At 64.0% G+C, this 21105-nt stretch carries 24 protein-coding genes; 14 read left to right on the top strand and 10 right to left on the bottom strand.

Features of this window, described 5'->3' with window-relative positions:
• Nucleotides 1-162: 162 nt before the first annotated feature.
• The 6 genes from hemA to TO66_RS26135 all read left to right on the top strand — a co-directional run bounded on the left by hemA (nt 163) and on the right by TO66_RS26135 (nt 5526).
• Nucleotides 163-1449, top strand: coding sequence for a glutamyl-tRNA reductase (gene hemA, locus TO66_RS26160; RefSeq protein WP_044464995.1), 1287 nt, complete (start codon nt 163-165; stop codon nt 1447-1449).
• Nucleotides 1446-2528, top strand: a complete 1083-nt coding sequence (gene prfA, locus TO66_RS26155) for a peptide chain release factor 1 (protein ID WP_044464994.1) — start codon at nt 1446-1448, stop codon at nt 2526-2528. The genes hemA and prfA overlap by 4 nt, the downstream gene beginning before the upstream one ends.
• Before the next feature lie 5 nt (nt 2529-2533).
• A complete protein-coding gene (prmC, locus tag TO66_RS26150) occupies nt 2534-3364 on the top strand; it encodes a peptide chain release factor N(5)-glutamine methyltransferase (protein ID WP_044464993.1) in 831 nt (276 codons plus the stop codon).
• Nucleotides 3358-4113 (top strand): molybdopterin-synthase adenylyltransferase MoeB, encoded by a 756-nt coding sequence (locus TO66_RS26145; RefSeq protein ID WP_044464992.1) that lies wholly within the window; start codon nt 3358-3360, stop codon nt 4111-4113. The genes prmC and TO66_RS26145 overlap by 7 nt, the downstream gene beginning before the upstream one ends.
• Nucleotides 4106-4897, top strand: coding sequence for a glutamate racemase (gene murI / locus TO66_RS26140; protein ID WP_044464991.1), 792 nt, complete (start codon nt 4106-4108; stop codon nt 4895-4897). The genes TO66_RS26145 and murI overlap by 8 nt, the downstream gene beginning before the upstream one ends.
• Nucleotides 4898-5007: 110 nt before the next feature.
• Nucleotides 5008-5526 carry an acyloxyacyl hydrolase gene (locus TO66_RS26135; protein ID WP_044464990.1) on the top strand — a complete coding sequence of 173 codons (519 nt, stop codon included), beginning with the start codon at nt 5008-5010 and terminating at the stop codon, nt 5524-5526.
• A 7-nt stretch (nt 5527-5533) separates the two neighbouring features.
• Here TO66_RS26135 and TO66_RS26130 read toward each other — a convergent pair whose 3' ends face one another.
• The 5 genes from TO66_RS26130 to TO66_RS26110 form a co-directional block, all read right to left on the bottom strand.
• On the bottom strand, nt 5534-5839 hold the full coding sequence (locus TO66_RS26130) for a YkgJ family cysteine cluster protein (protein ID WP_044464989.1): 306 nt from the start codon (nt 5837-5839) through the stop codon (nt 5534-5536).
• A gap of 68 nt (nt 5840-5907) precedes the next feature.
• The gene (gene phrB / locus TO66_RS26125) at nt 5908-7353 is read right to left on the bottom strand and encodes a deoxyribodipyrimidine photo-lyase (protein WP_044466161.1); all 1446 of its coding nucleotides are present in this window, start codon (nt 7351-7353) and stop codon (nt 5908-5910) included.
• A 14-nt stretch (nt 7354-7367) separates the two neighbouring features.
• Nucleotides 7368-8294: a MerR family transcriptional regulator gene (locus TO66_RS26120; protein ID WP_044464988.1), complete on the bottom strand. Its 927-nt coding sequence runs from the start codon at nt 8292-8294 to the stop codon at nt 7368-7370.
• A gap of 3 nt (nt 8295-8297) precedes the next feature.
• Nucleotides 8298-9260, bottom strand: a complete 963-nt coding sequence (locus TO66_RS26115; RefSeq protein ID WP_044466160.1) for a DUF523 and DUF1722 domain-containing protein — start codon at nt 9258-9260, stop codon at nt 8298-8300.
• Nucleotides 9261-9556: 296 nt separating this feature from the next.
• Nucleotides 9557-10540, bottom strand: coding sequence for an NAD(P)/FAD-dependent oxidoreductase (locus TO66_RS26110; RefSeq protein WP_044464987.1), 984 nt, complete (start codon nt 10538-10540; stop codon nt 9557-9559).
• Nucleotides 10541-10737: 197 nt separating this feature from the next.
• Here TO66_RS26110 and TO66_RS26105 point away from each other — a divergent pair, with 197 nt between their 5' ends.
• Together TO66_RS26105 and hemH are read left to right on the top strand one after the other, a co-directional pair.
• Nucleotides 10738-11640 carry a TIGR01777 family oxidoreductase gene (locus tag TO66_RS26105; RefSeq protein WP_044464986.1) on the top strand — a complete coding sequence of 301 codons (903 nt, stop codon included), beginning with the start codon at nt 10738-10740 and terminating at the stop codon, nt 11638-11640.
• Nucleotides 11641-11653: 13 nt separating this feature from the next.
• Nucleotides 11654-12670 carry a ferrochelatase gene (hemH, locus tag TO66_RS26100; protein WP_044464985.1) on the top strand — a complete coding sequence of 339 codons (1017 nt, stop codon included), beginning with the start codon at nt 11654-11656 and terminating at the stop codon, nt 12668-12670.
• Between the two features lie 75 nt (nt 12671-12745).
• Here hemH and TO66_RS26095 read toward each other — a convergent pair whose 3' ends face one another.
• Together TO66_RS26095 and upp are read right to left on the bottom strand one after the other, a co-directional pair.
• A complete protein-coding gene (locus TO66_RS26095; RefSeq protein WP_044464984.1) occupies nt 12746-14020 on the bottom strand; it encodes a uracil-xanthine permease family protein in 1275 nt (424 codons plus the stop codon).
• Between the two features lie 2 nt (nt 14021-14022).
• On the bottom strand, nt 14023-14661 hold the full coding sequence (gene upp, locus TO66_RS26090; protein WP_007928379.1) for a uracil phosphoribosyltransferase: 639 nt from the start codon (nt 14659-14661) through the stop codon (nt 14023-14025).
• Nucleotides 14662-14827: 166 nt separating this feature from the next.
• Between upp and TO66_RS26085 the strand changes: the two genes are divergently transcribed.
• The 4 genes from TO66_RS26085 (at nt 14828) to TO66_RS26070 (ending at nt 16841) form a co-directional block, all read left to right on the top strand.
• On the top strand, nt 14828-15385 hold the full coding sequence (locus TO66_RS26085; protein WP_044464983.1) for a hypoxanthine-guanine phosphoribosyltransferase: 558 nt from the start codon (nt 14828-14830) through the stop codon (nt 15383-15385).
• A 3-nt stretch (nt 15386-15388) separates the two neighbouring features.
• Entirely contained in the window at nt 15389-15862 is a 474-nt protein-coding gene (locus tag TO66_RS26080; protein ID WP_044464982.1) for a WbuC family cupin fold metalloprotein, read from the top strand.
• A 142-nt stretch (nt 15863-16004) separates the two neighbouring features.
• Nucleotides 16005-16490: a hypothetical protein gene (locus TO66_RS26075; protein WP_044464981.1), complete on the top strand. Its 486-nt coding sequence runs from the start codon at nt 16005-16007 to the stop codon at nt 16488-16490.
• Between the two features lie 63 nt (nt 16491-16553).
• A complete protein-coding gene (locus TO66_RS26070; RefSeq protein ID WP_044464980.1) occupies nt 16554-16841 on the top strand; it encodes a PA4642 family protein in 288 nt (95 codons plus the stop codon).
• Between the two features lie 110 nt (nt 16842-16951).
• On the opposite strand, the gene mqo is transcribed toward TO66_RS26070, so the two are convergent.
• The gene (gene mqo / locus TO66_RS26065; protein ID WP_044464979.1) at nt 16952-18463 is read right to left on the bottom strand and encodes a malate dehydrogenase (quinone); all 1512 of its coding nucleotides are present in this window, start codon (nt 18461-18463) and stop codon (nt 16952-16954) included.
• 733 nt (nt 18464-19196) lie between these two features.
• Entirely contained in the window at nt 19197-19430 is a 234-nt protein-coding gene (locus TO66_RS26060) for a hypothetical protein (protein WP_044464978.1), read from the bottom strand.
• 206 nt (nt 19431-19636) lie between these two features.
• Here TO66_RS26060 and TO66_RS26055 point away from each other — a divergent pair, with 206 nt between their 5' ends.
• On the top strand, nt 19637-20221 hold the full coding sequence (locus TO66_RS26055; protein WP_044464977.1) for a YajG family lipoprotein: 585 nt from the start codon (nt 19637-19639) through the stop codon (nt 20219-20221).
• A gap of 152 nt (nt 20222-20373) precedes the next feature.
• Here TO66_RS26055 and TO66_RS26050 read toward each other — a convergent pair whose 3' ends face one another.
• The gene (locus tag TO66_RS26050; protein WP_009050770.1) at nt 20374-20580 is read right to left on the bottom strand and encodes a hypothetical protein; all 207 of its coding nucleotides are present in this window, start codon (nt 20578-20580) and stop codon (nt 20374-20376) included.
• A gap of 186 nt (nt 20581-20766) precedes the next feature.
• On the opposite strand from TO66_RS26050, the gene TO66_RS26045 reads away from it, so the two are divergent.
• Entirely contained in the window at nt 20767-21054 is a 288-nt protein-coding gene (locus tag TO66_RS26045; protein ID WP_044464976.1) for a hypothetical protein, read from the top strand.
• Nucleotides 21055-21105 lie beyond the last annotated feature (51 nt).

Raw genomic sequence — 21105 nt, 5'->3', positions numbered from 1 at the left:
CCTGCGGTCGGAGCATCATGACACAAGCCTTCGGCCAAACATAACCGAGACTCGGCGGACGCCGGTAAGAGGCAGTCTATTGGGACAATAGTCGGCAGTGGTTGTTCTGAATCTTTCGAAGTAGGACAATTGTCGGCTTCTCGACATCATCAGCGACCTTGAATGGCCTTCCTTGCACTCGGTATTAACCACAAGACTGCTTCAGTAGACGTCCGCGAGCGCGTGGCCTTTACCCCTGAGCAGTTGGTTGAGGCCTTGCAGCAGCTCTGCCGCCTTACCGACAGCCGCGAAGCTGCGATCCTCTCCACCTGCAATCGCAGCGAACTCTATATAGAACAGGATCATCTTTCGGCGGATATCGTGTTGCGCTGGCTGGCCGAGTACCACCATCTGAGCCTCGAAGACCTGCGCGCCAGTGCCTATGTGCACGAGGACGATGCGGCCGTTCGTCACATGATGCGGGTCGCCTCAGGGCTGGATTCGCTGGTGCTGGGCGAGCCGCAGATCCTCGGGCAGATGAAGTCCGCCTACGCCGTCGCGCGTGAAGCCGGCACCATCGGTCCGTTGCTCGGGCGTCTGTTCCAGGCCACGTTCAGTGCCGCCAAGCAGGTGCGCACCGACACCGCCATCGGCGAAAACCCGGTTTCCGTGGCCTTTGCCGCGGTGAGCCTGGCCAAACAGATTTTCAGCGACCTGCAACGCAGCCAGGCGCTGCTGATCGGCGCCGGCGAAACCATCACCCTGGTCGCCCGCCACCTGCACGACCTGGGGGTCAAGCGCATCGTGGTCGCCAACCGTACCCTGGAGCGTGCCAGCACCCTGGCCGAACAGTTTGGCGCCCATGCCGTGCTGCTGTCGGATATTCCCCAGGAACTGGTGCACAGCGATATCGTCATCAGCTCCACCGCCAGCCAGTTGCCGATCCTCGGCAAGGGCGCGGTGGAAAGCGCGCTGAAGCTGCGCAAGCACAAGCCGATCTTCATGGTGGATATCGCGGTGCCCCGGGACATCGAGCCGGAAGTCGGCGAGTTGGACGACGTTTATCTGTATACCGTCGACGATCTCCACGAAGTGGTCGCCGAAAACCTCAAGAGCCGCCAGGGCGCGGCGCAGGCGGCGGAAGAGCTGGTGAACATCGGCGCCGAGGATTTCATGGTGCGCCTGCGCGAGCTGGCTGCGGTGGATGTGCTCAAGGCGTATCGTCAGCAGAGCGAACGCCTGCGCGACGAAGAACTGCAGAAGGCCCAGCGCATGCTGGCCAACGGCGGCAGCGCCGAAGAGGTCCTGATGCAACTGGCTCGCGGGTTGACCAACAAATTGCTGCATGCGCCCAGCGTCCAGTTGAAGAAACTGACCGCTGAAGGCCGCCTGGATGCGCTGGCCATGGCCCAGGAACTCTTTGCCCTCGGTGAGGGTGCTTCGGACTCTTCGGATAAAAAACCGCAATGAAAGCGTCACTGCTCAATAAGCTGGATGTCCTCCAGGATCGTTTCGAGGAATTGACCGCGTTGCTTGGCGACGGCGAAGTCATTTCCGATCAGGCCAAGTTCCGCGCCTATTCCAAGGAGTACGCGGAAGTCGAGCCGATCGTCCAGGGCTATAAACAGGTGCTCAAGGTCCAGGCCGATCTCGAGGGCGCCCAGGCGCTGCTCAAGGACAGCGACCCGGACATGCGCGAAATGGCGCTGGAAGAAGCCCGCGAAGCCAAGGAGCAATTGGCCGAACTGGAAGGCACCCTGCAACGCATGCTGCTGCCCAAGGACCCGAACGACGGGCGCAATGTGTTCCTGGAAATCCGCGCCGGCACCGGCGGTGACGAGGCGGCGATCTTTTCCGGCGACCTGTTCCGCATGTATTCGCGCTATGCCGAGCGGCGCGGCTGGCGGCTGGAGATCCTCTCGGAAAACGAAGGCGAGCACGGCGGCTACAAGGAAGTCATCGCCCGGGTCGAAGGCGAAAACGTCTACGGCAAGCTGAAGTTCGAGTCCGGTGCGCACCGCGTCCAGCGGGTGCCGGCCACCGAATCCCAGGGCCGTATCCATACCTCGGCCTGCACCGTGGCGGTGCTGCCCGAGCCGGACGAACAGGAAGCCATCGAGATCAACCCGGCGGACCTGCGGATCGACACCTATCGCTCTTCCGGCGCCGGTGGCCAGCACGTCAACAAGACCGACTCGGCGATCCGTATCACCCACCTACCGACGGGGATCGTGGTCGAGTGCCAGGAAGAGCGTTCCCAGCACAAGAACCGGGCGCGGGCCATGTCCTGGCTGTCGGCCAAGCTCAACGACCAGCAGACCAGCGCCGCGGCCAACGCGATCGCCAGCGAGCGCAAGCTGCTGGTCGGTTCGGGCGACCGCTCCGAGCGGATCCGTACCTACAACTTCCCTCAGGGCCGGGTGACCGATCACCGCGTCAACCTGACCCTCTATTCCCTCGACGAGATCCTCGCCGGCGGTGTCGAGGCGGTGATCGAACCGCTCCTGGCCGAATACCAGGCCGATCAACTAGCCGCATTGGGCGAGTAAATACCATGACCATCATCGCCAGCCTGTTGCGCGCCGCCCAATTGCCCGACTCGCCGACCGCGCGCCTGGATGCCGAACTGCTGCTGGCCGCGGCCCTGGGCAAGCCGCGCAGCTTCCTGCACACCTGGCCCGAGCGGATCGTGCCCAGCGAAGCGGCGTTGACCTTTGCCGAGTACCTGCAGCGCCGTCGCTCCGGCGAACCGGTGGCTTATATCCTCGGGCAGCAAGGGTTCTGGAAGCTCGACCTGGAAGTTGCGCCGCACACGCTGATCCCGCGCCCCGACACCGAACTGCTGGTGGAAGTGGCGCTGGAATTGCTGCCGGCCACGCCCGCCCGGGTGCTCGACCTGGGCACCGGCAGCGGCGCCATCGCCCTGGCTCTGGCCAGCGAACGCCCGGCGTGGCAGGTCACCGCGGTCGACCGCGTGCTGGAGGCCGTGGCCCTGGCCGAGCGCAACCGCCAGCGCCTGCAACTGGACAATGTCACCGTGCTCAGCAGCCACTGGTTCAGCGCGCTGGAAGGCCGGCGTTATCAGCTGATCGTCAGCAACCCGCCGTATATCGCCGATGCCGACCCGCACCTGGCGGCCGGCGATGTGCGTTTCGAGCCGGAAAGCGCCCTGGTGGCGGGCAAGGACGGGCTGGACGACCTGCGCCTGATCATCGCCCAGGCGCCCGCGCACCTCGAGGCCGGCGGCTGGCTGATGCTCGAGCACGGCTACGACCAGGCGCCGGCGGTGCGCGACTTGCTGCTGACCCAGGGATTCGTCGAGGTGCAGAGCCGTGTCGACCTGGGCGGCCATGAGCGCATCAGTCTGGGGCGCCTGCCGTGCTGAACGATCAGGAACTGTTGCGCTACAGCCGGCAGATCCTGCTGCAGCACGTCGACATCGATGGCCAGGAGCGGCTCAAGGCCAGCCGGGTACTGATCGTCGGCCTCGGTGGCCTGGGAGCTCCGGTGGCCCTGTATCTGGCGGCGGCGGGTGTCGGTGAGTTGCACCTGGCCGACTTCGATACGGTCGACCTGACCAACCTGCAGCGCCAGATCATCCACGACACCGATAGCGTCGGCCTGGGCAAGGTCGATTCGGCGCTGCGTCGGCTGGGCGCAATCAACCCCGAGATTCGGCTGGTGCCCCACCGCGCGGCGCTGGATGCCGATTCCCTGGCGGCCGCGGTCGCGGCGGTGGACCTGGTGCTCGACTGCACCGATAACTTCTCGACCCGCGAGGCGGTAAACGCCGCATGCGTCGCCGCGGGCAAGCCGCTGGTCAGCGGTGCCGCGATCCGCCTGGAAGGGCAATTGTCGGTGTTCGACCCGCGTCGCCCCGAAAGCCCGTGTTACCACTGTTTATATGGCCATGGCAGCGAAGCCGAGCTGACCTGCAGCGAAGCCGGGGTTCTCGGGCCGCTGGTAGGCCTGGTGGGCAGCCTGCAGGCCCTCGAGGCGTTGAAGTTGCTGGCGGGGTTTGGCGAGCCGCTGGTGGGCCGCCTGTTGCTGATCGACGCGCTGGGCACGCGTTTTCGCGAACTGCGGGTCAAGCGTGACCCCGGCTGCAGTGTCTGTGGAGGCTCACATGCGTGAAGCGCCGATCGGTGTCTTCGATTCCGGTGTCGGTGGCCTATCGGTGCTGGCGGAGATCCGGCAGCGCCTGCCCCACGAATCGCTGTTGTATGTGGCCGATTGCGGCAACATTCCCTACGGCGAGAAAACCCCCGAATTCATTCGCCAGCGTTGCAGCCTGATCGCCGGTTTCTTTCGCGAGCAGGGCGCCAAGGCGCTGGTGCTGGCCTGCAATACCGCGACGGTGGCCGGCGTCGCCGACCTGCGGCGCGACTATCCGCAGTGGCCCATCGTCGGCATGGAGCCCGCGGTCAAGCCGGCCGCCGCGGCGACCCGTAGCGGCGTGGTCGGCGTGCTGGCCACCACCGGCACCTTGCAGAGCGCCAAGTTCGCCGCCTTGCTCGATCGCTTCGCCACCGACATCCAGGTCATCACCCAGCCATGTCCGGGCCTGGTGGAACTGATCGAGGCCGGCGACCTGCACAGCGAGGCGTTGCGCCAATTGCTCCGGGGCTATGTCGAGCCGCTGCTGGCGGCCGGTTGCGACACCATCATCCTGGGCTGCACCCACTACCCGTTTCTCAAGCCCTTGCTCGGGCAAATGATCCCTGTGCACATCAGCCTGATCGATACCGGGGCCGCGGTGGCCCGCCAGCTGGAGCGTCTGCTCGGCGAACGCGAGCTACTGGCGGCGGGGCCTGCGCGCCAGGCGCGGTTCTGGACAAGTGGCAATCTGGCTCACTTCGGACATATCCTGCCCCTGCTCTGGAACGAAGCGGGAGCGGTGGAAAGCTTCGCGTCATAAAAAATCATGCAGAAGCGGCGATTTACGCTGAACTTCTGTTCACGCGCAGACTTCTACTAGCTGCAGAGTCGTAAAACACCATACGAATAGTTAAAAAAAGGATGTTCCTGATGAGAAGAATGTTCTGTTTGGCTGCGCTTGCAGCCGCGTTGTTGGGGCACAGTTTCTCGGCACAGGCGGCCGGCGTCGAGTTTTCGGTGGGGCAGACCAGCGACTCGACCCAGACCTATCGCCTGGGCATGCAGTTCGACTGGGATAAAAGCTGGTTGCAGAGCGACGTCGGGCGCCTGACCGGCTACTGGAGCGGCGCCTACACCTTCTGGGATGGCGACGACAAGTCGAGCAACCACAGCCTGTCGTTCTCGCCGGTGCTGGTCTACGAATTCGCCGGGCAGAGCGTCAAGCCTTATGTCGAGGCGGGTATCGGCGTGGCGGTGTTCGCCAACACCGAAGTGGAAAGCAACAAGCTCGGCTCGGCCTTCCAGTTCGAGGACCGCATCGGTTTTGGCCTGCGTTTCAACGGCGGGCATGAAGTCGGCATCCGCGCCACGCACTACTCCAACGCCGGCATCGCCTCTCCCAACGACGGCGTCGAGAGCTACGCGCTGCACTACACCATGCCGTTGTAAGGCCCGTTCAGCGATACGCCGTGGCGATGCCGCGGCGTTCGTTGAGACAGTCCGCTTCCCCCATCTCGAATTCCCGGCAGATCAGCGGACGTTGTTCGTAGATGCTGCACAGCATGCTGTCGCGATCCAGCGCGGCGCACCAGCCGTCGTCCAGGCGCCGCATGACCTCGCCCCCCCAGTCGTCGGTGTCGATAAATCGCTCCGGTACCCCGGTTTCGGTGATCAGCAGGACTTCCAGCTGGCAGCAGCAGGCGGCGCAGCTGGAACAGGTGACCGCCGTTTCGGCGATCTGGGTGACGGGAATAGTGGTCATGGGCGCGCAGTGTAAGGCACTGGGCCCGGCTTGTGTGCAGCCGGCGACAGGCGTTTGCCGGATCTCGCCTAGTCCTGTCCGCCCCTGGCGTCGACTCGCGAAGGCAGGTTCTTGAACGCCGCCAGGGCGCGTTCGCGCGACATTCCCAGATCGACCATCGGCGCCGGGTAGCCGGGTACGCCGAACAGCCCGCCCATGGCCGCCGGGTTGTGGATATCTTTGGCGTCCAGCCCCGCCAGTTCCGGCAGCCAGTGGCGGATGAAGGTGCCCTGGCTGTCGAACCGCTGCGATTGACTCAAGGGGTTGAAGATACGGAAGTAGGGCGCCGAGTCGGTGCCGGTGGACGAACTCCACTGCCAGCCGCCGTTGTTTGCCGCCAGGTCGCCATCGATCAGGTGGCGCATGAAAAATCGTTCGCCCAGGCGCCAGTCGATCAGCAGGTTTTTGGTCAGGAACATCGCCACGACCATCCGCAGGCGGTTGTGCATCCAGCCGGTTTCCAGCAACTGGCGCATGGCGGCATCGATGATCGGCAAGCCGGTACGGGCCTGTTGCCAGGCCGCCAGTTCATCGGGCGCGTCGCGCCAGGCCACGGCCTCGGTTTCCGGGCGGAACGCGCGATGCCGGGATACCCGCGGGTAGCCCACCAGGATGTGTTTATAGAACTCGCGCCAGAGCAACTCGTTGATCCAGGTGACCGCGCCGGGGTTGCCGCTGGCGAACTCGCCCTGGTTGGTCTGCAGGGCGGCGTGCAGGCATTGGCGCGGCGACAGCACGCCGGCCGCCAGGTAGGGGGACAGCTGGCTGGTGCCGGGCCTGGCCGGCAGGTCGCGTTCGGCCTGGTAGTGGTCGAGCCGGGCCTCGGCGAAATACCCAAGGCGCTGTTGCGCGGCCTCTTCGCCGGCCGGCCAGAGCGCTTGCAGCTGTGGGCTGGGCGTGGGGAACCCCTCGACATGCCGCGGCACCGCATCGGCGGGTATCCCCAGCGCCGCTTGTGCCCCGGGCGCCGCCACTTGCGCCGGCAGGGCGCTGTACAGCCGGCTGTAGCAGACCTTGCGAAACTGGCTGAAGACCTGGAAGTAACCGCCGCTTTTGGTCAGCACGCTGCCGGGCCGGAACAGCAGTTGGTCGAGGTAGCTGTGAAACCCCACGCCCTGGCTTTTCAGCAGGCTGGCCACCGCGGTGTCGCGGCGGCTTTCATGGATGCCGTATTCCTCGTTGACGTGCAGCGCCTCGACGGACAGTTGCCGGCACAGCTGGAGCAAGGCCTGGGGCGCCTGGTCCCAGGACGATGCTTCACGAATCAGCAGCGGGATGTTCAACCGCGCCAGGTCGCTGCTCAGCTGGCGCAGGTTGCGCAGCCAGAAGTCGACCTTGCACGGCGCGTCGTCATGCGCGAGCCATTGCCCGGGGCTCAGCAGATAGACGGCCACCGTCGGCCCGCGCTGGGTCGCGGCATGCAGCGCGGTGTTGTCGTGCAGGCGCAGGTCGCTGCGCAGCCAGATCAATTGCAGGGGGCGTTGCGGCATTAGAAGAGTCCTCGGCCGATCAGGGCCTGGTGCGCCGAAAGCGGGTCCTCGGCGAGGTGCAGGTCGGCGATTGTGTGGGTACAGGCGAGCAGCTCGGTGCGATGGATGCGCACCGCCGGCCCGACGATGAAGATCGGGCAGGCCAGGCCGGCGAGCTGTCGCGGCAGTTGCCGCGGATCGATCGATCGGCTCGCATACAGCAGCACGCCCCGGGCGCTCAGGAGGTCGGCGGCCAGGGCCAACTCGCCGGGCGGCAGCGGCCAGTCGAAGACCTCCACCGGGCAGTCGCTGTTGCTGACCAGCCAGGCGCTGAGCCAAAGGTGCGGCTCCAGCGGCAGTTCCGCATGGTTGACCAGCAGCAGCGGGGCGCCTTGCAGCTGGCGGTTGTTGTGGTAGACCCGCACGGCGAGCTTGCTGCGCAGCCAGGTATGGAAGAACACCCGTTCCATCTGGGTGCCGAAGCGCCCCTGCCAGCGTTGTTCGAGTTCGCCCAGCAGCGGTAGCAGCAAGTGTTCGCACAGGGTGCGTGGCGGGTAGAGGGCCATGGCCTGGTTGAACGCGTCGTCGATCTTGCGCTCGGCCAGTTGGCCGATGGCCTGGGTCAGGCGTTGGCGCTGCAACTGCCAATCGTTCGTCGCCGGTTCGCTGGAGGCCGGTGTAGCGTCCAGCAATTGCTTGACCTGGCTGACCGCGACGCCGCGGTCGAGCCAGGTCAGGATGTTCAGGATCCGTTGCACATGCTCGGGCGAAAACAGCCGATGCCCCTTGGCCGTGCGCTGCGGTACGACCAACCCGTAGCGACGCTCCCAGGCCCGCAGGGTGACGGCGTTGACGCCGGTCTGGCGGGTCACTTCGCGGATCGGCAACCAGCCCTGTTCCCGCGGGCGGTGGTGATCGTGGGGGCGGCTATCCGGGGTGTCGTTCATGGTTCAGAGCGCGTTGCGCAGGCCGAGGCGTTCCGGGTGCGGTTGCAGGTACACCTGTTGCGCGATGTAGGGATCGGGGTGCAGGCGCAGGTGATGCTTGAGCAGGGTCAGCGGCACCACCAGCGGCACGATGCCGTGACGGTACTGGGCGATGAGGTGCTGCATCTCCTGTTTGTCCTCGTGGCTGATGGCACGCTTGAGGTAGCCGCTGATGTGTTGCAGGACGTTGGTGTGGGTGCGCCGGGTGGCGCATTTCTTCAGGGCGGCCATCAACTGGCTGAAATAGCGCGGGCCGATGTGCGCCGGGTCGCTGTTGCCCATGCTGCCCAGCAGGGCGCCAAGGGCCTTGTACTGCACGGGGTCGTGGGCCATCAGCAGGTATTTGTAGCGGGCGTGAAAGTCGGTCAGGCGGCGACGGCTCAGACCTTGCCGGAGCAGGTCCTGCCAGGCGCTGTAGGCGAACACCCGGGTCAGGAAGTTTTCCCGCAGTACCGGGTCGTTGAGTCGTCCGTCTTCTTCCACCGGCAGGTCCGGGCGACGGCTGCAGAACGCCTGAGCATGGATGCCGCGGCCACTGCGCTCGACCGAGCGGCCGTGGTAGACCCTGACTCGCTCCAGCCCGCAGGAGGGCGATTGCTGCATGAAGATGTAGCCACAAATATCGTCCAGTTCGTCCGCCATGCGCTGGCCGTAGTCCGCCAGGGCCTGGGTGACGTCAAGGGTCGGATCGACACTGCCGACGGCCCGCGGTTGCCGTGGATCGCCCACCAGGCGAATGGGTTCGCGGGGTGTGCCCAGGCCGATGGCGACTTCCGGACACAGCGGGACCAGATCGAAAAACTCCGCAAGAACTTCGCCGCACAGGTGCGATGCCTTGTGCCCGCCGTTGTAGCGCACGGGCGCGCCCAGCAAACAGGCGCTGACGGCGATTTTCGGTTTGTGGGCCTGGCTCGGGCTGTGGGGCATGGGCATGGCTTCCGCGAGTATTCATGTACAAGAACTATTTTCTGTACAACTTTGCTCATCATAGAGCTGGGTATGTACAAGTCAAATATTTTGTACAGGTTTTCGGGTTGCGGGTTTCGCGCCCATAAAACTGTTCGACCCGGCGCCTATGAGCGCTGGCGCTGGAGCGTTTTTCCAAGGGGCGGCTTGTGCGGTGCGGGGTGGTTCGAGGGGACAATGCCTGGCGAGTTCCGGACTCGGAGGGCGGGCTGCTGCCCAGGGCGACAGCAGCGGGTCACGCGGGGTGATGCAATGAGCTACAGGCTTTCGTGCAACCGGCGGGCGGCCTCCTGTCCACTGAGCCAGGCGCCTTCGACACGGCCGGACAGGCACCAGTCGCCGCAGACGTAGAGCCCCAGGTCGACATCCGCCAGGGCGCCCCATTCGTGGCTGCTCGCCGGGCGAGCGTAGAGCCAGCGGTGGGCCAGGCTGAAGACCGGGGCGGGCATGGCGCTGTGCAGCAGTTCGGCGAAGGCGCCATGCAATTGTTCGATCACGGCTTCTTTCGGCAGGTCGATATGCTGGCGGCTCCAGGCGCTGCTGGCATGCAGGACCCAGGTATCGAGTTGGCTGTCGCGTCCTGGCTTGCTGCGGTTGCGGGCCAGCCAGTCGAGCGGGCTGTCCTGGACGAAGCAGCCTTCCACCGGGGTTTGCAACGGGGTTTCGAAGGCCAGGGCGACGGCCCAGGTCGGGTCCATCTTCACTCCGGCGGCGGCACTGGCCAGTTTTGGCGCGGCGGCCAGCAAGGCGGTGGCCTGGGGAGCGGGCGTGGCGATGATCACGTGGCTGAACGGGCCATGGGTGAAGCCTTCGGCATCCTGCAGGTGCCAATGCCGTTCGCCACGGTAGACCTCGGTGATGCGGCAGGCGAAGTGCACTTCCGTTTCGCCCAGCAGGCCGCGGGTGATGGCGCTCATGCGTGGCGCACCGACCCAGCGAGTCTGTTCGTCCGGCGACGGGGTGAGCTGGCCGCCGTGGGAGTTGTACAGCTGCGGCGCCCATTCGGCGGCCCAGCCATTGGCTTGCCAGCGTTGCACTTCAGTGACGAAGCGCCGGTCGCGGGCGGTGAAGTATTGTGCGCCCATGTCCAGCGAGCCGGCATCGCTGCGCTTGCTGGACATGCGTCCGCCGCTGCCGCGGCTTTTGTCGAAGAGTTGCACGGCATGCCCGGTATCCCGCAGCGCCTGGGCGGCGGAGAGCCCGGCGATGCCGGTGCCGATGATTGCGATGGGTACAGTCATAGGGGGCCTCGTTTTACCTTTCTGTGCAGATCACGCCGTGGTTAAATCTGTACAATTTTATTTTTTGGTATAACTTTCGGCGTCATCGGATTTACAGGGTGTCCTATTGTTAAACACAGAGCCTGCCCGATTGAAATGATCCCTGCTTATAAAAATAGACTAGGGATGCGGGTAAAACGCCACGCGAGGAAGATGTCATGCACATATTGCTGACCGGCGGTACTGGTTTGATCGGACGTCAGCTCTGTCGTCACTGGCTGACCCAGGGTCACCGACTGACGGTGTGGAGTCGCCGGCCCGACCAGGTGCCCGCCTTGTGTGGCGCTCAAGTGCGTGGCATCGCTCGCCTGGAGGAGCTGGCGCAGGAGCCGCTCGACGCCATCGTCAACCTGGCGGGGGCGCCGATCGCCGATCGCCCCTGGACCCACAAGCGCAAGGCGCTGCTCTGGAGCAGCCGGATCACCCTGACCGAAAGCCTGCTGGCCTGGCTGGAAAACCGTGAACAGAAACCCGGGCTGCTGATTTCCGGCTCGGCCGTCGGCTGGTATGGCGATGGCGGCGAGCGCGAGCTGAACGAGGACTCGCCCCCCGTCAGCGAAGATTTCGCCAGCCAGCTGTGCATCGCCTGGGAAGAGACGGCGCAACGCGCCGAGGCCATGGGCATGCGCGTGGTGCTGATTCGCACGGGCCTGGTGCTGGCCGCCGAGGGCGGTTTTCTGTCGCGCTTGCTGCTGCCCTTCAAGCTGGCGCTGGGTGGGCCGATCGGCAACGGTCGGCAGTGGATGCCGTGGATTCATATCAAGGATCAAATCGCCCTGATTGATTTTCTTCTGCACCGCAATGATGCCAGCGGTCCTTATAATGCCTGCGCGCCGACGCCGGTGCGCAATCGCGAATTCGCCAAGACCCTGGGGGGCGTCTTGCACCGGCCGGCCGTGCTGCCGGTGCCGGCCTTTGCCTTGCGCCTCGGCCTGGGGGAGTTGTCGTTATTGTTGTTGGGGGGCCAGCGCACGGTGCCAGCGCGCTTGCTGGCCGCCGGGTTCACTTTCCAGTTCACTGATTTGCGCGCGGCCCTGGACGACTTGTCCGGCCGCCTCTGAAATAGGACGTTGCATGACCGATCACGCGTTGCTCCTGGTCAACCTGGGGTCGCCGGCCTCCACTTCGGTGGCGGATGTGCGCAGCTACCTCAATCAATTCCTGATGGACCCTTACGTGATCGACCTGCCGTGGCCGGTCCGGCGCCTGTTGGTGTCGCTGATCCTGATCAAGCGCCCGGAACAGTCGGCCCATGCCTACGCTTCGATCTGGTGGGACGAAGGTTCGCCGCTGGTGGTGCTCAGTCGCCGTCTGCAGGCGGTCATGAGCCGCGAGTGGAAGCAGGGGCCGGTGGAGTTGGCGATGCGTTACGGCGAGCCGTCCATCGAGTCGGCGTTGTTGCGCCTGGTGGCCCAGGGGCAGAAAAGAATCACCCTGGCGCCGCTGTACCCGCAATTCGCCGACAGCACCGTGACCACGGTGGTGGAAGAAGCCCGGCGGGTGATTCGCGACCAGAAGCTTGCGGTGCAGCTTTCGGTATTGCAGCCATTCTACGATCAGCCGGAGTACCTCGACGCCCTGGTGGCCAGTGCCCGGCCGCATTTGCAGCAGGACTTCGACCACCTGCTGCTGAGCTTCCACGGTTTGCCCGAGCGGCACCTGAAAAAGCTCAACCCCGGTCACAGCCTCGAAGGCGATTGCTGCCGTGACGCGCCTCCCGAAGTGGCCGCCACCTGTTATCGCGGCCAGTGCCTGAATACCGCCCGGGCATTTGCAGAGCGCATGGGGTTGGAGGAGGGCAAATGGTCGGTGTCGTTCCAGTCCCGCCTGGGGCGCGCCAAATGGATCGAGCCCTACACCGAGGCACGCCTGGACGAACTGGCCCGGCAAGGGGTGAAGAAGATCCTGGTGATGTGCCCTGCTTTTGTTGCCGACTGCATCGAGACCCTGGAAGAGATCGGTGACCGCGGTCGCGAACAGTTCCGTGAGGCGGGCGGGGAGGAGTTGGTGCTGGTGCCGTGCCTGAACGACGACCCGCAATGGGCCAGGGCCTTGAGCGCCCTGTGCGAGCGCGCGCCTTTGGCCTTGTAGAACGCATCGCGGGCAAGCCTCGCTCCTACAGGAGCGAGGCTTGCCCGCGATGGATGTTCCGGCTGACGCCGATCCTCAGATCAGCGGTTCGTCAGCCTTCTTGTTCTTCCAGCCATCGTTGCCCGGCAGGATCAGGTTCAGCGCGATCGCGACGATGGCGCACAGGGCGATGCCTTTCAGACCGAAGTCGTCCGGACCGGTGCCGGTGCCGATCAACACGCCGCCGATCCCGAACACCAGGGTCACCGAGACGATCACCAGGTTGCGGGCTTCGCCCAGGTCGATCTTGTGGCGGATCAGGGTGTTCATGCCCACCGCGGCGATCGAGCCGAACAACAGGCAGAGAATCCCGCCCATCACTGGCACCGGGATGCTTTGCAGCAGCGCGCCGAACTTGCCGATAAACGCCAGGCTGATGGCGAAGATCGCCGCCCAGGTCATGATTTTCGGGTTGTAGTTCTTGGTCAGCATCACCGCGCCGGTCACTTCGGCGTAGGTAGTGTTGGGCGGGCCGCCGAACAGCCCGGCAGCAGTGGTGGCGATGCCGTCGCCGAACAGGGTGCGGTGCAGGCCGGGCTTCTTCAGATAGTCGCGACCGGTCACGCTGCCGACGGCGATAACCCCGCCGATGTGCTCGATGGCGGGGGCCAGCGCGACGGGGACGATGAACAGGATCGCCTGCCAGTTGAACTCCGGCGCGGTGAAGTGCGGCAGGGCCAGCCAGGGCGCCGCGGCGATCTTCGCGGTATCGACCACGCCGAAGTAGAACGACAGGGCGAAGCCCACCAGCACGCCGGAGATGATCGGCACCAGGCGGAAGATGCCTTTGCCGAACACCGCGACGACCAGGGTGGTCAGCAGCGCCGGCATCGAGATCATCATCGCCGTCTGGTAATGAATCAGCTCACTGCCATCGCCCGCCTTGCCCATCGCCATGTTGGCGGCGATCGGCGCCATGGCCAGGCCGATGGAAATGATCACCGGGCCGATGACCACCGGCGGCAGCAGCCGGTCGATGAAGCCGGTGCCCTTGATCTTCACCGCCAGGCCCAGGAAGGTGTAGACGAAACCGGCCGCCATCACGCCGCCCATGGTCGCGGCCAGGCCGAACTGGCCCTTGGCTAGGATGATCGGGGTGATGAAGGCAAAGCTGGATGCCAGGAACACCGGCACCTGGCGCCCCGTCACGAGCTGGAACAGCAGAGTCCCGAGACCCGCCGTGAACAGCGCCACGTTGGGGTCGAGACCGGTGATCAGCGGCATCAACACCAACGCGCCAAAGGCCACGAAGAGCATCTGGGCGCCAGACAGGACCTGGCGCCAGAGCGGATCGTTGAACTCGTCCTGCATGCTCAGGCGTCCTTCTGCTTGGTGCCGAAGATCTTGTCGCCGGCATCGCCCAGGCCCGGGATGATGTAGCCGTGTTCATTGAGTTTCTGGTCGATGGACGCGGTGTAGATGGTGACGTCCGGGTGGGCTTTCTCGACGGCCTCGATGCCCTCGGGAGCGGCGACCAGCACCATGGCGCGGATGTCCTTGCAACCGGCCTTCTTCAACAGGTCGATGGTCGCGACCATGGAGCTGCCGGTGGCGAGCATCGGGTCGATGATCATGGCCAGGCGTTCGTCGATTTCCGGAACCAGCTTTTCCAGGTAGGTGTGGGCCTGCAGGGTTTCCTCGTTGCGGGCCACGCCCACGGCGCTGACCTTGGCGCCCGGGATCAGGCTGAGCACGCCCTCGAGCATGCCGATGCCGGCGCGCAGGATCGGCACCACGGTGATCTTCTTGCCGGCGATCTTCTCGACCTGGACCGGACCGCACCAACCCGGAATCTCGTAGGATTCGAGTGGCAGATCCTTGGTGGCTTCGTACGTCAGCAGGGCTCCGACTTCCTGAGCGAGCTCGCGAAAATTCTTCGTGCTAATGTCGGCGCGGCGCATAAGGCCAAGTTTGTGTCGGATCAGCGGATGGCGGATCTCACGGATGGGCATAGGGAAAGGCTCCGGCGGCGGGCAAAAAAACCGGCCTAGATTAATCTATCCGAGGGTGTTGTCCTATAGACATCTCAGTACGTTAGTCCAGAAACGCTTGATCTGACCGGGCCGGATGCGTACCTTTGCCCGCTTTTCCGAAACTGCCACCCCCCTGGAGAGCGCCATGTCCGCTGATCTCGAGCATATCCGTCAAATCATGCGCGAGGCTGACTGCCTGTACACCGAAGCTGAGGTCGAGGCGGCCATCGCCCGAGTCGGTGCACAAATCAATGAACAACTGGCGGAGCGCAATCCGGTGGTGTTCTGCGTGATGAACGGTGGCCTGATCTTCTCCGGCAAGTTGCTGACTCACCTGCAATTCCCGCTGGAAGCTTCCTACCTGCACGCCACCCGCTATCGCAACGAAACCAGCGGCGGCGAACTGTTCTGGAAATCCAAGCCGGAAGTGTCCTTCATCGACCGCGATGTACTGATCATCGATGACATCCTCGACGAAGGTCACACCCTGGGCGCGATCATCGACTTCTGCAAACACGCCGGCGCCCGCGCAGTACACACCGCCGTGCTGATCGACAAGGACCACGACCGCAAGGCCCGTCCCGACCTGAAGGCCGATTACGTTGGCTTGCCATGCGTTGATCGCTACATCTTCGGCTACGGCATGGACTACAAGGGCTACTGGCGTAATGCTGCCGGGATTTTTGCCGTCAAAGGGATGTAAGTCATGAGCGAGCCGAGCTTTCTTGATCAGTCGTTGTTCCACGAGTTGGCCGAGAAAGCCTCGGCCAATCCCCGTGGTCGCCAGCACCACAACTTTCACGCCATGGAAGAGCCTTGCCACCGCATGGCCGTGGGTCTGCAACCGGCCACTTACATTCCTCCGCATCGTCACTTGAGCGCCGACAAGGCCGAGACCCTGCTGGTGCTCAAGGGACGCCTGGGCCTGCTGATTTTCGACGAGGCCGGCCAGGTTCTGGCGAAGCGGATCTTGCAGGCGGGCGGTGACTGCGTGGGTGTGGACCTTCCGGCTGGCGTCTTTCATGGCCTGGTGGTGCTGGAGCCCGACAGCCTGATGTTCGAGTGCAAGGCCGGTCCCTATCGGCCGGTAGGCGAGGGCGAACTGGCGGGCTGGGCGCCTCGCGAAGGCGAGCCGGGCGTGGCCGATTATCAGGCCTGGATGCGCGCCCAGTTCGACTGATCCCTTATCGCCACTGCCGTGGAGCAACAACGCGCGGGTTCTTCGTCGGGCGTTCGCGGTCTTCGGCGGTGGCCGGCAGAGTGGCTGAGATTTACAGCAAAAACCCATGCTAGAGTGCTCGGCCACCTGCCTGGAGCCTGTCATGAGCCTGTTGATTCGCAGTAGCGCGGCCCTTCTTCTGACCCTCAGCCTGCCCCTGGCCGCCGCCCCGGCGCCCATGCACGCGCAGTTCCTGCCGCCGGACGACCTGACCCTGCGCGACAGCGTTCCCGAACAGCAACAGCTGTTGCAGGTCACCGAGTATTCGGTGGTGATCGGCAGCCAGCGGCAATCCAATCAGCAACCGATCCCCGTGACCTCGCCTGTGCTGATCCGCCTCAAGGGCAAGCCGCTGAACAAGGGGGCGACCATCGGCCAGGTGCTGCTGAATTTCGACGGCGAGAGCAAAAGCCTGAAAAAGCCGCAGTTCGACGACAAGAGCAAGACCCTCACCCTGTTCTACCCGCTGGCCCAGTATCGGGTGGTGATGGACCTGCTGCGCAACGACACGGTGTATTGCCAGTTCCTCAGCTATGCCAACGGCCACATCTGGGCCGACCTGCACACTGGCGCGGTACGCTCGCGTTGAGGCGCGACGCGGCCTGGGGGTACACTGCGTGCCCCGTGAAATGTCTGCGAGCTGGAGTCGGCAATGCGTAAAGATAAGAAACAAGTGATTGGTGACGAGATCGGCGATGCGCAGATCAAGCTGTTCCTCGATTTCGAGCCGGCCGACGCCACTTCACCTTCCCTGCACAAACTGATCAAGGCCTATCGCGGCCTGCGTATCGACGATTTCGAGCGTTTCCTGGTGTTCTTCGTCGAGGCCGGCTACGACCTGAACGGGCAGGACGAACAGGGCAAGGACTTCGTGGCCCTGATCCAGGACCAGCGCAACGCCGCCGACTACATCGAACTGATCGACAAGGCTCGCGGCTGAACCGCGCGTTCCTGTAGGCGCGGGCTGGCTCGCGATCCTCGCGGCACTGCGCCAGGGCCATAAAAAAACGCCCCGCTCTCCTGGAGAGCGGGGCGTTTTTCATGAGCGGCTCAAGCGTAGCTTTCGGCTTCGCTGCTCTGCTCGACCAGCTCCAGGCTGACGTTGTTCTCGCTGTTGATCTTGCGATACAGCGCGGCGTCGGTTTCCAGGGCCTTTTCACGGGCCGGGAAGATTTCCTTGAGCTTGGTTGCCCACTCGCCGCTGGCCTTGGCCGGGAAGCAGCGCTCGATCAGTTCCAGCATGATCGAAACGGTCACCGAAGCACCCGGCGAGGCGCCGAGCAGGGCGGCCAGGGAGCCGTCCTTGGCCGCGACCAGTTCGGTGCCGAACTGCAGCACGCCGCCTTTCTTCGGGTCTTTCTTGATGATCTGCACCCGTTGGCCGGCCACTTCCAGGCGCCAGTCCTCGGCCTTGGCTTCCGGGTAGAAGCGACGCAGCGATTCCAGGCGTTGTTCCATGGACTGCATGACTTCGCTGACCAGGTACTTGGTCAGGTCCATGTTGTCACGGGCCACGGCCAGCATCGGGCCGATGTTGCCGGCGCGAACCGACATCGGCAGGTCGAGGAACGAACCGTGCTTGAGGAACTTGGTGGTGAAGCCGGCGTAAGGCCCGAACAGCAGGGATTTCTTGCCGTCGACCACGCGGGTATCCAGGTGCGGCACGGACATCGGTGGCGACCCCACGGCCGCCTGGCTGTAGACCTTGGCCTGGTGCCGCTTGACCACTTCCGGGTTGTCGCAACGCAGCCACTGGCCGCTGACCGGGAAGCCGCCGAAGCCCTTGCTTTCCTCGATACCCGAGGCCTGCAGCAGCGGCAGTGCCGCGCCACCGGCGCCGAGGAACACGAACTTGGCATCGACGTCGCGGCTGTTGCCGCTGTTGACGTCCTTGATGCTCACGGTCCAGCCGTTGTCCTTGTTGCGCTTCAGGCCGGTCACGCGCTTGCAGTACTTGACCTGGGCATCGGGCGCGCTGGTCAGGTGCTTGAGCAACTGGTTGGTCAGGGCGCCGAAGTTGACGTCGGTGCCATTGATCACACGGGTGGCGGCGATGGTTTCGTCCGGCGCGCGGCCCGGCATCATCAGCGGCATCCACTCGGCCATCTTGGCCTTGTCTTCGGTGTATTCCATGTCCGCGAACGCGTGGTGCTGGCTCAGCTTCTCGAAGCGCTTCTTCAGGAAGGCCACACCGCTGTCGCCCTGCACGAAGCTCAGGTGCGGCACCGGGCTGATGAACGACTTGGACGACCCGAAAGTGCCTTTTTTGGTCAGGTAGGACCAGAACTGCTTCGACACCTCGAACTGGGTGTTGATGTGCACGGCTTTCTTGATATCGATGGAGCCGTCGGCGGCCTGTGGCGTGTAGTTCAGCTCACAGAGGCCGGCATGGCCGGTACCGGCGTTGTTCCACGGGTTGGAACTCTCCGCGGCTCCCGAATCCATCAGCTCGACGACTTCCAGCTTGATCGCGGGGTCGAGCTCCTTGAGCAGTACAGCGAGGGTGGCACTCATGATGCCGGCCCCAACCAATACGACGTCTACTGCTTCGTTATGCGCCATTAACGCGTCTCCAAAATCTGCAGCACCAAATTGACGGCATAGCTGCCAGGAGTTACGGGGCGGTTCACGTTATGCCCCAGGTCACTCATGGCCAGGATCGCCATGTCCGAATCTTCGCAATTTTTCGCAACTTCGACGGACGCTACCAACCGGGCCTGATCCGCGTATGAACGCATTTCAGGGCGGGGCGGGCAATTCGACTTATGGCCGAGGGTCCGTTTGTGCAACCAAATCCGTAGCGGACAGGCGTCAAGCGCAAGTATCTGAGGTGTGCTCGGTCCTGTGTAATCGGGCTGTTGTAGACGCTAATGGTGCCAGTACAGACGCAAAACTATTCATTTGCTCGCCACACTCTTGTGAAGTTGTGAAAACCCGTTTTTTCACGCTCTTTTGAAGACGTGAACCTCAAAAAAGGGCTGTCCAAGCCTGGCACCGACCCGAGGGGTGAATGCCGACATGGAGCATGTGGCATTAACGGGCGAACAACTCAGTGGCCGAGCAATGGCAGCTCTGCAGATGCGCGAAAAGCGGTGGGTTGCACGATGAACAGCAAGCACGCCGGCTTCACTCGATCTGTGTGGGCGGCTCTCTGTGGGCAATGCGGGGGAGCTGATGCTGATGCGTCAGCGATGCTGCGAGGCCCGATCAGGAGACGTCCTTATAATCGGGGGGAGATTGTAACGAAGAAACGCGCAGAAATGACCCTGTTTAATGACTTTTATTAGGCTTTTGGTCAGGTGGCCATCATCGGTTGCACCTGGGCACGGCCAATGCGCGGGCTGATACGGGCACTGGCGGGGAGCGGCTGGTGCAACCAGTTCAGGCGAATCTCCTCGATTTCCACCCAGCCGTCGCCCATCGGCGGCACCTTGCAATGCTTGAAGGCCTGGCAGCGCCCCTGCGGATCGAGGCGGGCGAAGCTGCGGTATTTCTGGCGCGGGGCGAACAAGGACCAGAGAAAGTGCATGGCGATATACCTGTTGGGCAGTTGCTGGGAAGAATGCCGCTCGGGAGTTACATGGTCGTGTAAAGCCGGTTACCGGGAGGTTACAGGAACCGGCTTGTATGGAACCTGTCTGAGAGCTGACTGACTCGAGCCGGGCCGCTGGTTAGCGGCGGCCGACCACCGCTATACTGCGCGCCTGTTTGTGCCTGATTTCTGGAGAAATGAGCATGTTGCAACGCCTGTTGTTCGGTTTGATCACTGTGACCAGCTTGACGCTGGTCGGCTGCGCCCATAGCCCGCAACAACTCAGCCCTGAACCGAAACTCACTACCCAGCTCGCGCCGGTCGGTCATGGCCAGCCCGTGGTGGTGAGAGTGGTCGATGGCCGTCCGTCGCCAACCCTGGGCACCCGTGGCGGGCTCTACCCGGAAACCAGCGCGATCACCGTCCAGGGCGCGCAGATCCTGCCGAAGTTGCAGGCCCAGGCCGAAGCCGCCGTGCGTCTGCTGGGCTTTACGCCAACCGCCAACGCGCTGAATGCCCCGCAGTTGACCGTGACCCTGGCCGAACTGAAGTACCAGTCGCCCAAGGAAGGCCTGTACGTGACCGAAGCCACCATCGGCGCGACCTTCCGCTCCGACGTGCAGAATGCCAACCGCCGCTACAGCGGCCGTTACGGCGCGTCCCTGGACCAGCGTTTCGGCATGGCGCCGAACCAGGAAACCAACACCAAGCTGGTCGGCGATGTACTGAGCGATGCCCTGACCCGTCTGTTCAAGGACCCGAGCATCGGCCAGATCCTCGGCGAGTAATGCGAGCCCTGTAGCCGCTGCCGAGCCCCAGCGAGGCTGCGACAAGGCCCGAAGGGCCTTGCTTGACGGCATAAGCGCCGTACACAAAAAAAGCCCGGTACCATTGGCAACCGGGCTTTTTTATTTCCTATTGATTCCTGCCGTACCCGAACTCACGCCGCCTCGACATAGAAATCCAGCACGCTGACCCCTGTCAGCAGGTCGGTTTCCGGCAGGTCCGCGTGCTGGTGCCCGCCGAGGGCGCAATACACCAGCCAGTGGCGGTCCTGGACGTTGAAGGCCAGGCCACCGACCAAGGCTTCCTGTTCGTCGCTGGGGGCGATCAGGTAGAGGCGATCCTGGTTTTCTGCATGCAGCATGACAAGCTCCGTGGCGATTTCGAGGGGCGCAAGACTGGCCTGTTTAGATGACGAACGTGTGACAGGACGAATTAGCCGGCCAGCGGTTTGTTATCTGTCGGAAAAACCGTGCACAAAGTGGGCCTTTGGGTAGAATCCGCGCCGCGGGTCGCAGGGCCCGCTGTCCGGTTTCATTCGAGGTTCGTGATGTCGTTGCAACTGATCTGGTCGCTGGCCAGCGCCCACCCCGCCAAACTGATCAATGTGCTTGCCTTGTTGTTCGCCTGTCCCGGCAGCTGGTTGCTGCACGCCACCCGGCGTCGCGAACAGCGGGCGCTGGCCCTGCTGGCGGCCCGCAGCGAGGCGCGTCCCCGGCAGGCATCGGCGCAGGTGCTGGACGACGCGACTTCACGCATGAATCGCTTCTTCTACCGCTTCGGTTTCGCCTGCCTGGGGCTGGCGCTGCTGGTGTCCTGGATCAGTACGCGATTCTGAGCGAGCCTGCCCGGCAGAAACGACAACGGCGCCCGCGGGCGCCGTTGTCGT

Source organism: Pseudomonas sp. MRSN 12121, from assembly GCF_000931465.1.
Classification (GTDB): domain Bacteria; phylum Pseudomonadota; class Gammaproteobacteria; order Pseudomonadales; family Pseudomonadaceae; genus Aquipseudomonas.
This window is presented reverse-complemented; position numbering and strand designations above follow the sequence as displayed.

Excerpts from the sequence above, each read along its gene's own strand:
- TO66_RS26130 (WP_044464989.1), bottom strand. The coding sequence starts at position 5,839 with ATGACCACTATTCCCGTCACCCAGATCGCCGAAACGGCGGTCACCTGT.
- TO66_RS26085 (WP_044464983.1), top strand. The coding sequence starts at position 14,828 with ATGTCCGCTGATCTCGAGCATATCCGTCAAATCATGCGCGAGGCTGAC.
- prmC (WP_044464993.1), top strand. The coding sequence starts at position 2,534 with ATGACCATCATCGCCAGCCTGTTGCGCGCCGCCCAATTGCCCGACTCG.
- TO66_RS26110 (WP_044464987.1), bottom strand. The coding sequence starts at position 10,540 with ATGACTGTACCCATCGCAATCATCGGCACCGGCATCGCCGGGCTCTCC.
- upp (WP_007928379.1), bottom strand. The coding sequence starts at position 14,661 with ATGCCCATCCGTGAGATCCGCCATCCGCTGATCCGACACAAACTTGGC.
- hemA (WP_044464995.1), top strand. The coding sequence starts at position 163 with ATGGCCTTCCTTGCACTCGGTATTAACCACAAGACTGCTTCAGTAGAC.
- TO66_RS26070 (WP_044464980.1), top strand. The coding sequence starts at position 16,554 with ATGCGTAAAGATAAGAAACAAGTGATTGGTGACGAGATCGGCGATGCG.
- TO66_RS26135 (WP_044464990.1), top strand. The coding sequence starts at position 5,008 with ATGAGAAGAATGTTCTGTTTGGCTGCGCTTGCAGCCGCGTTGTTGGGG.
- murI (WP_044464991.1), top strand. The coding sequence starts at position 4,106 with ATGCGTGAAGCGCCGATCGGTGTCTTCGATTCCGGTGTCGGTGGCCTA.
- TO66_RS26055 (WP_044464977.1), top strand. The coding sequence starts at position 19,637 with ATGTTGCAACGCCTGTTGTTCGGTTTGATCACTGTGACCAGCTTGACG.
- TO66_RS26045 (WP_044464976.1), top strand. The coding sequence starts at position 20,767 with ATGTCGTTGCAACTGATCTGGTCGCTGGCCAGCGCCCACCCCGCCAAA.
- mqo (WP_044464979.1), bottom strand. The coding sequence starts at position 18,463 with ATGGCGCATAACGAAGCAGTAGACGTCGTATTGGTTGGGGCCGGCATC.
- TO66_RS26080 (WP_044464982.1), top strand. The coding sequence starts at position 15,389 with ATGAGCGAGCCGAGCTTTCTTGATCAGTCGTTGTTCCACGAGTTGGCC.
- TO66_RS26105 (WP_044464986.1), top strand. The coding sequence starts at position 10,738 with ATGCACATATTGCTGACCGGCGGTACTGGTTTGATCGGACGTCAGCTC.
- TO66_RS26095 (WP_044464984.1), bottom strand. The coding sequence starts at position 14,020 with ATGCAGGACGAGTTCAACGATCCGCTCTGGCGCCAGGTCCTGTCTGGC.
- TO66_RS26075 (WP_044464981.1), top strand. The coding sequence starts at position 16,005 with ATGAGCCTGTTGATTCGCAGTAGCGCGGCCCTTCTTCTGACCCTCAGC.
- TO66_RS26060 (WP_044464978.1), bottom strand. The coding sequence starts at position 19,430 with ATGCACTTTCTCTGGTCCTTGTTCGCCCCGCGCCAGAAATACCGCAGC.
- TO66_RS26120 (WP_044464988.1), bottom strand. The coding sequence starts at position 8,294 with ATGAACGACACCCCGGATAGCCGCCCCCACGATCACCACCGCCCGCGG.
- TO66_RS26050 (WP_009050770.1), bottom strand. The coding sequence starts at position 20,580 with ATGCTGCATGCAGAAAACCAGGATCGCCTCTACCTGATCGCCCCCAGC.
- TO66_RS26115 (WP_044466160.1), bottom strand. The coding sequence starts at position 9,260 with ATGCCCCACAGCCCGAGCCAGGCCCACAAACCGAAAATCGCCGTCAGC.
- hemH (WP_044464985.1), top strand. The coding sequence starts at position 11,654 with ATGACCGATCACGCGTTGCTCCTGGTCAACCTGGGGTCGCCGGCCTCC.
- prfA (WP_044464994.1), top strand. The coding sequence starts at position 1,446 with ATGAAAGCGTCACTGCTCAATAAGCTGGATGTCCTCCAGGATCGTTTC.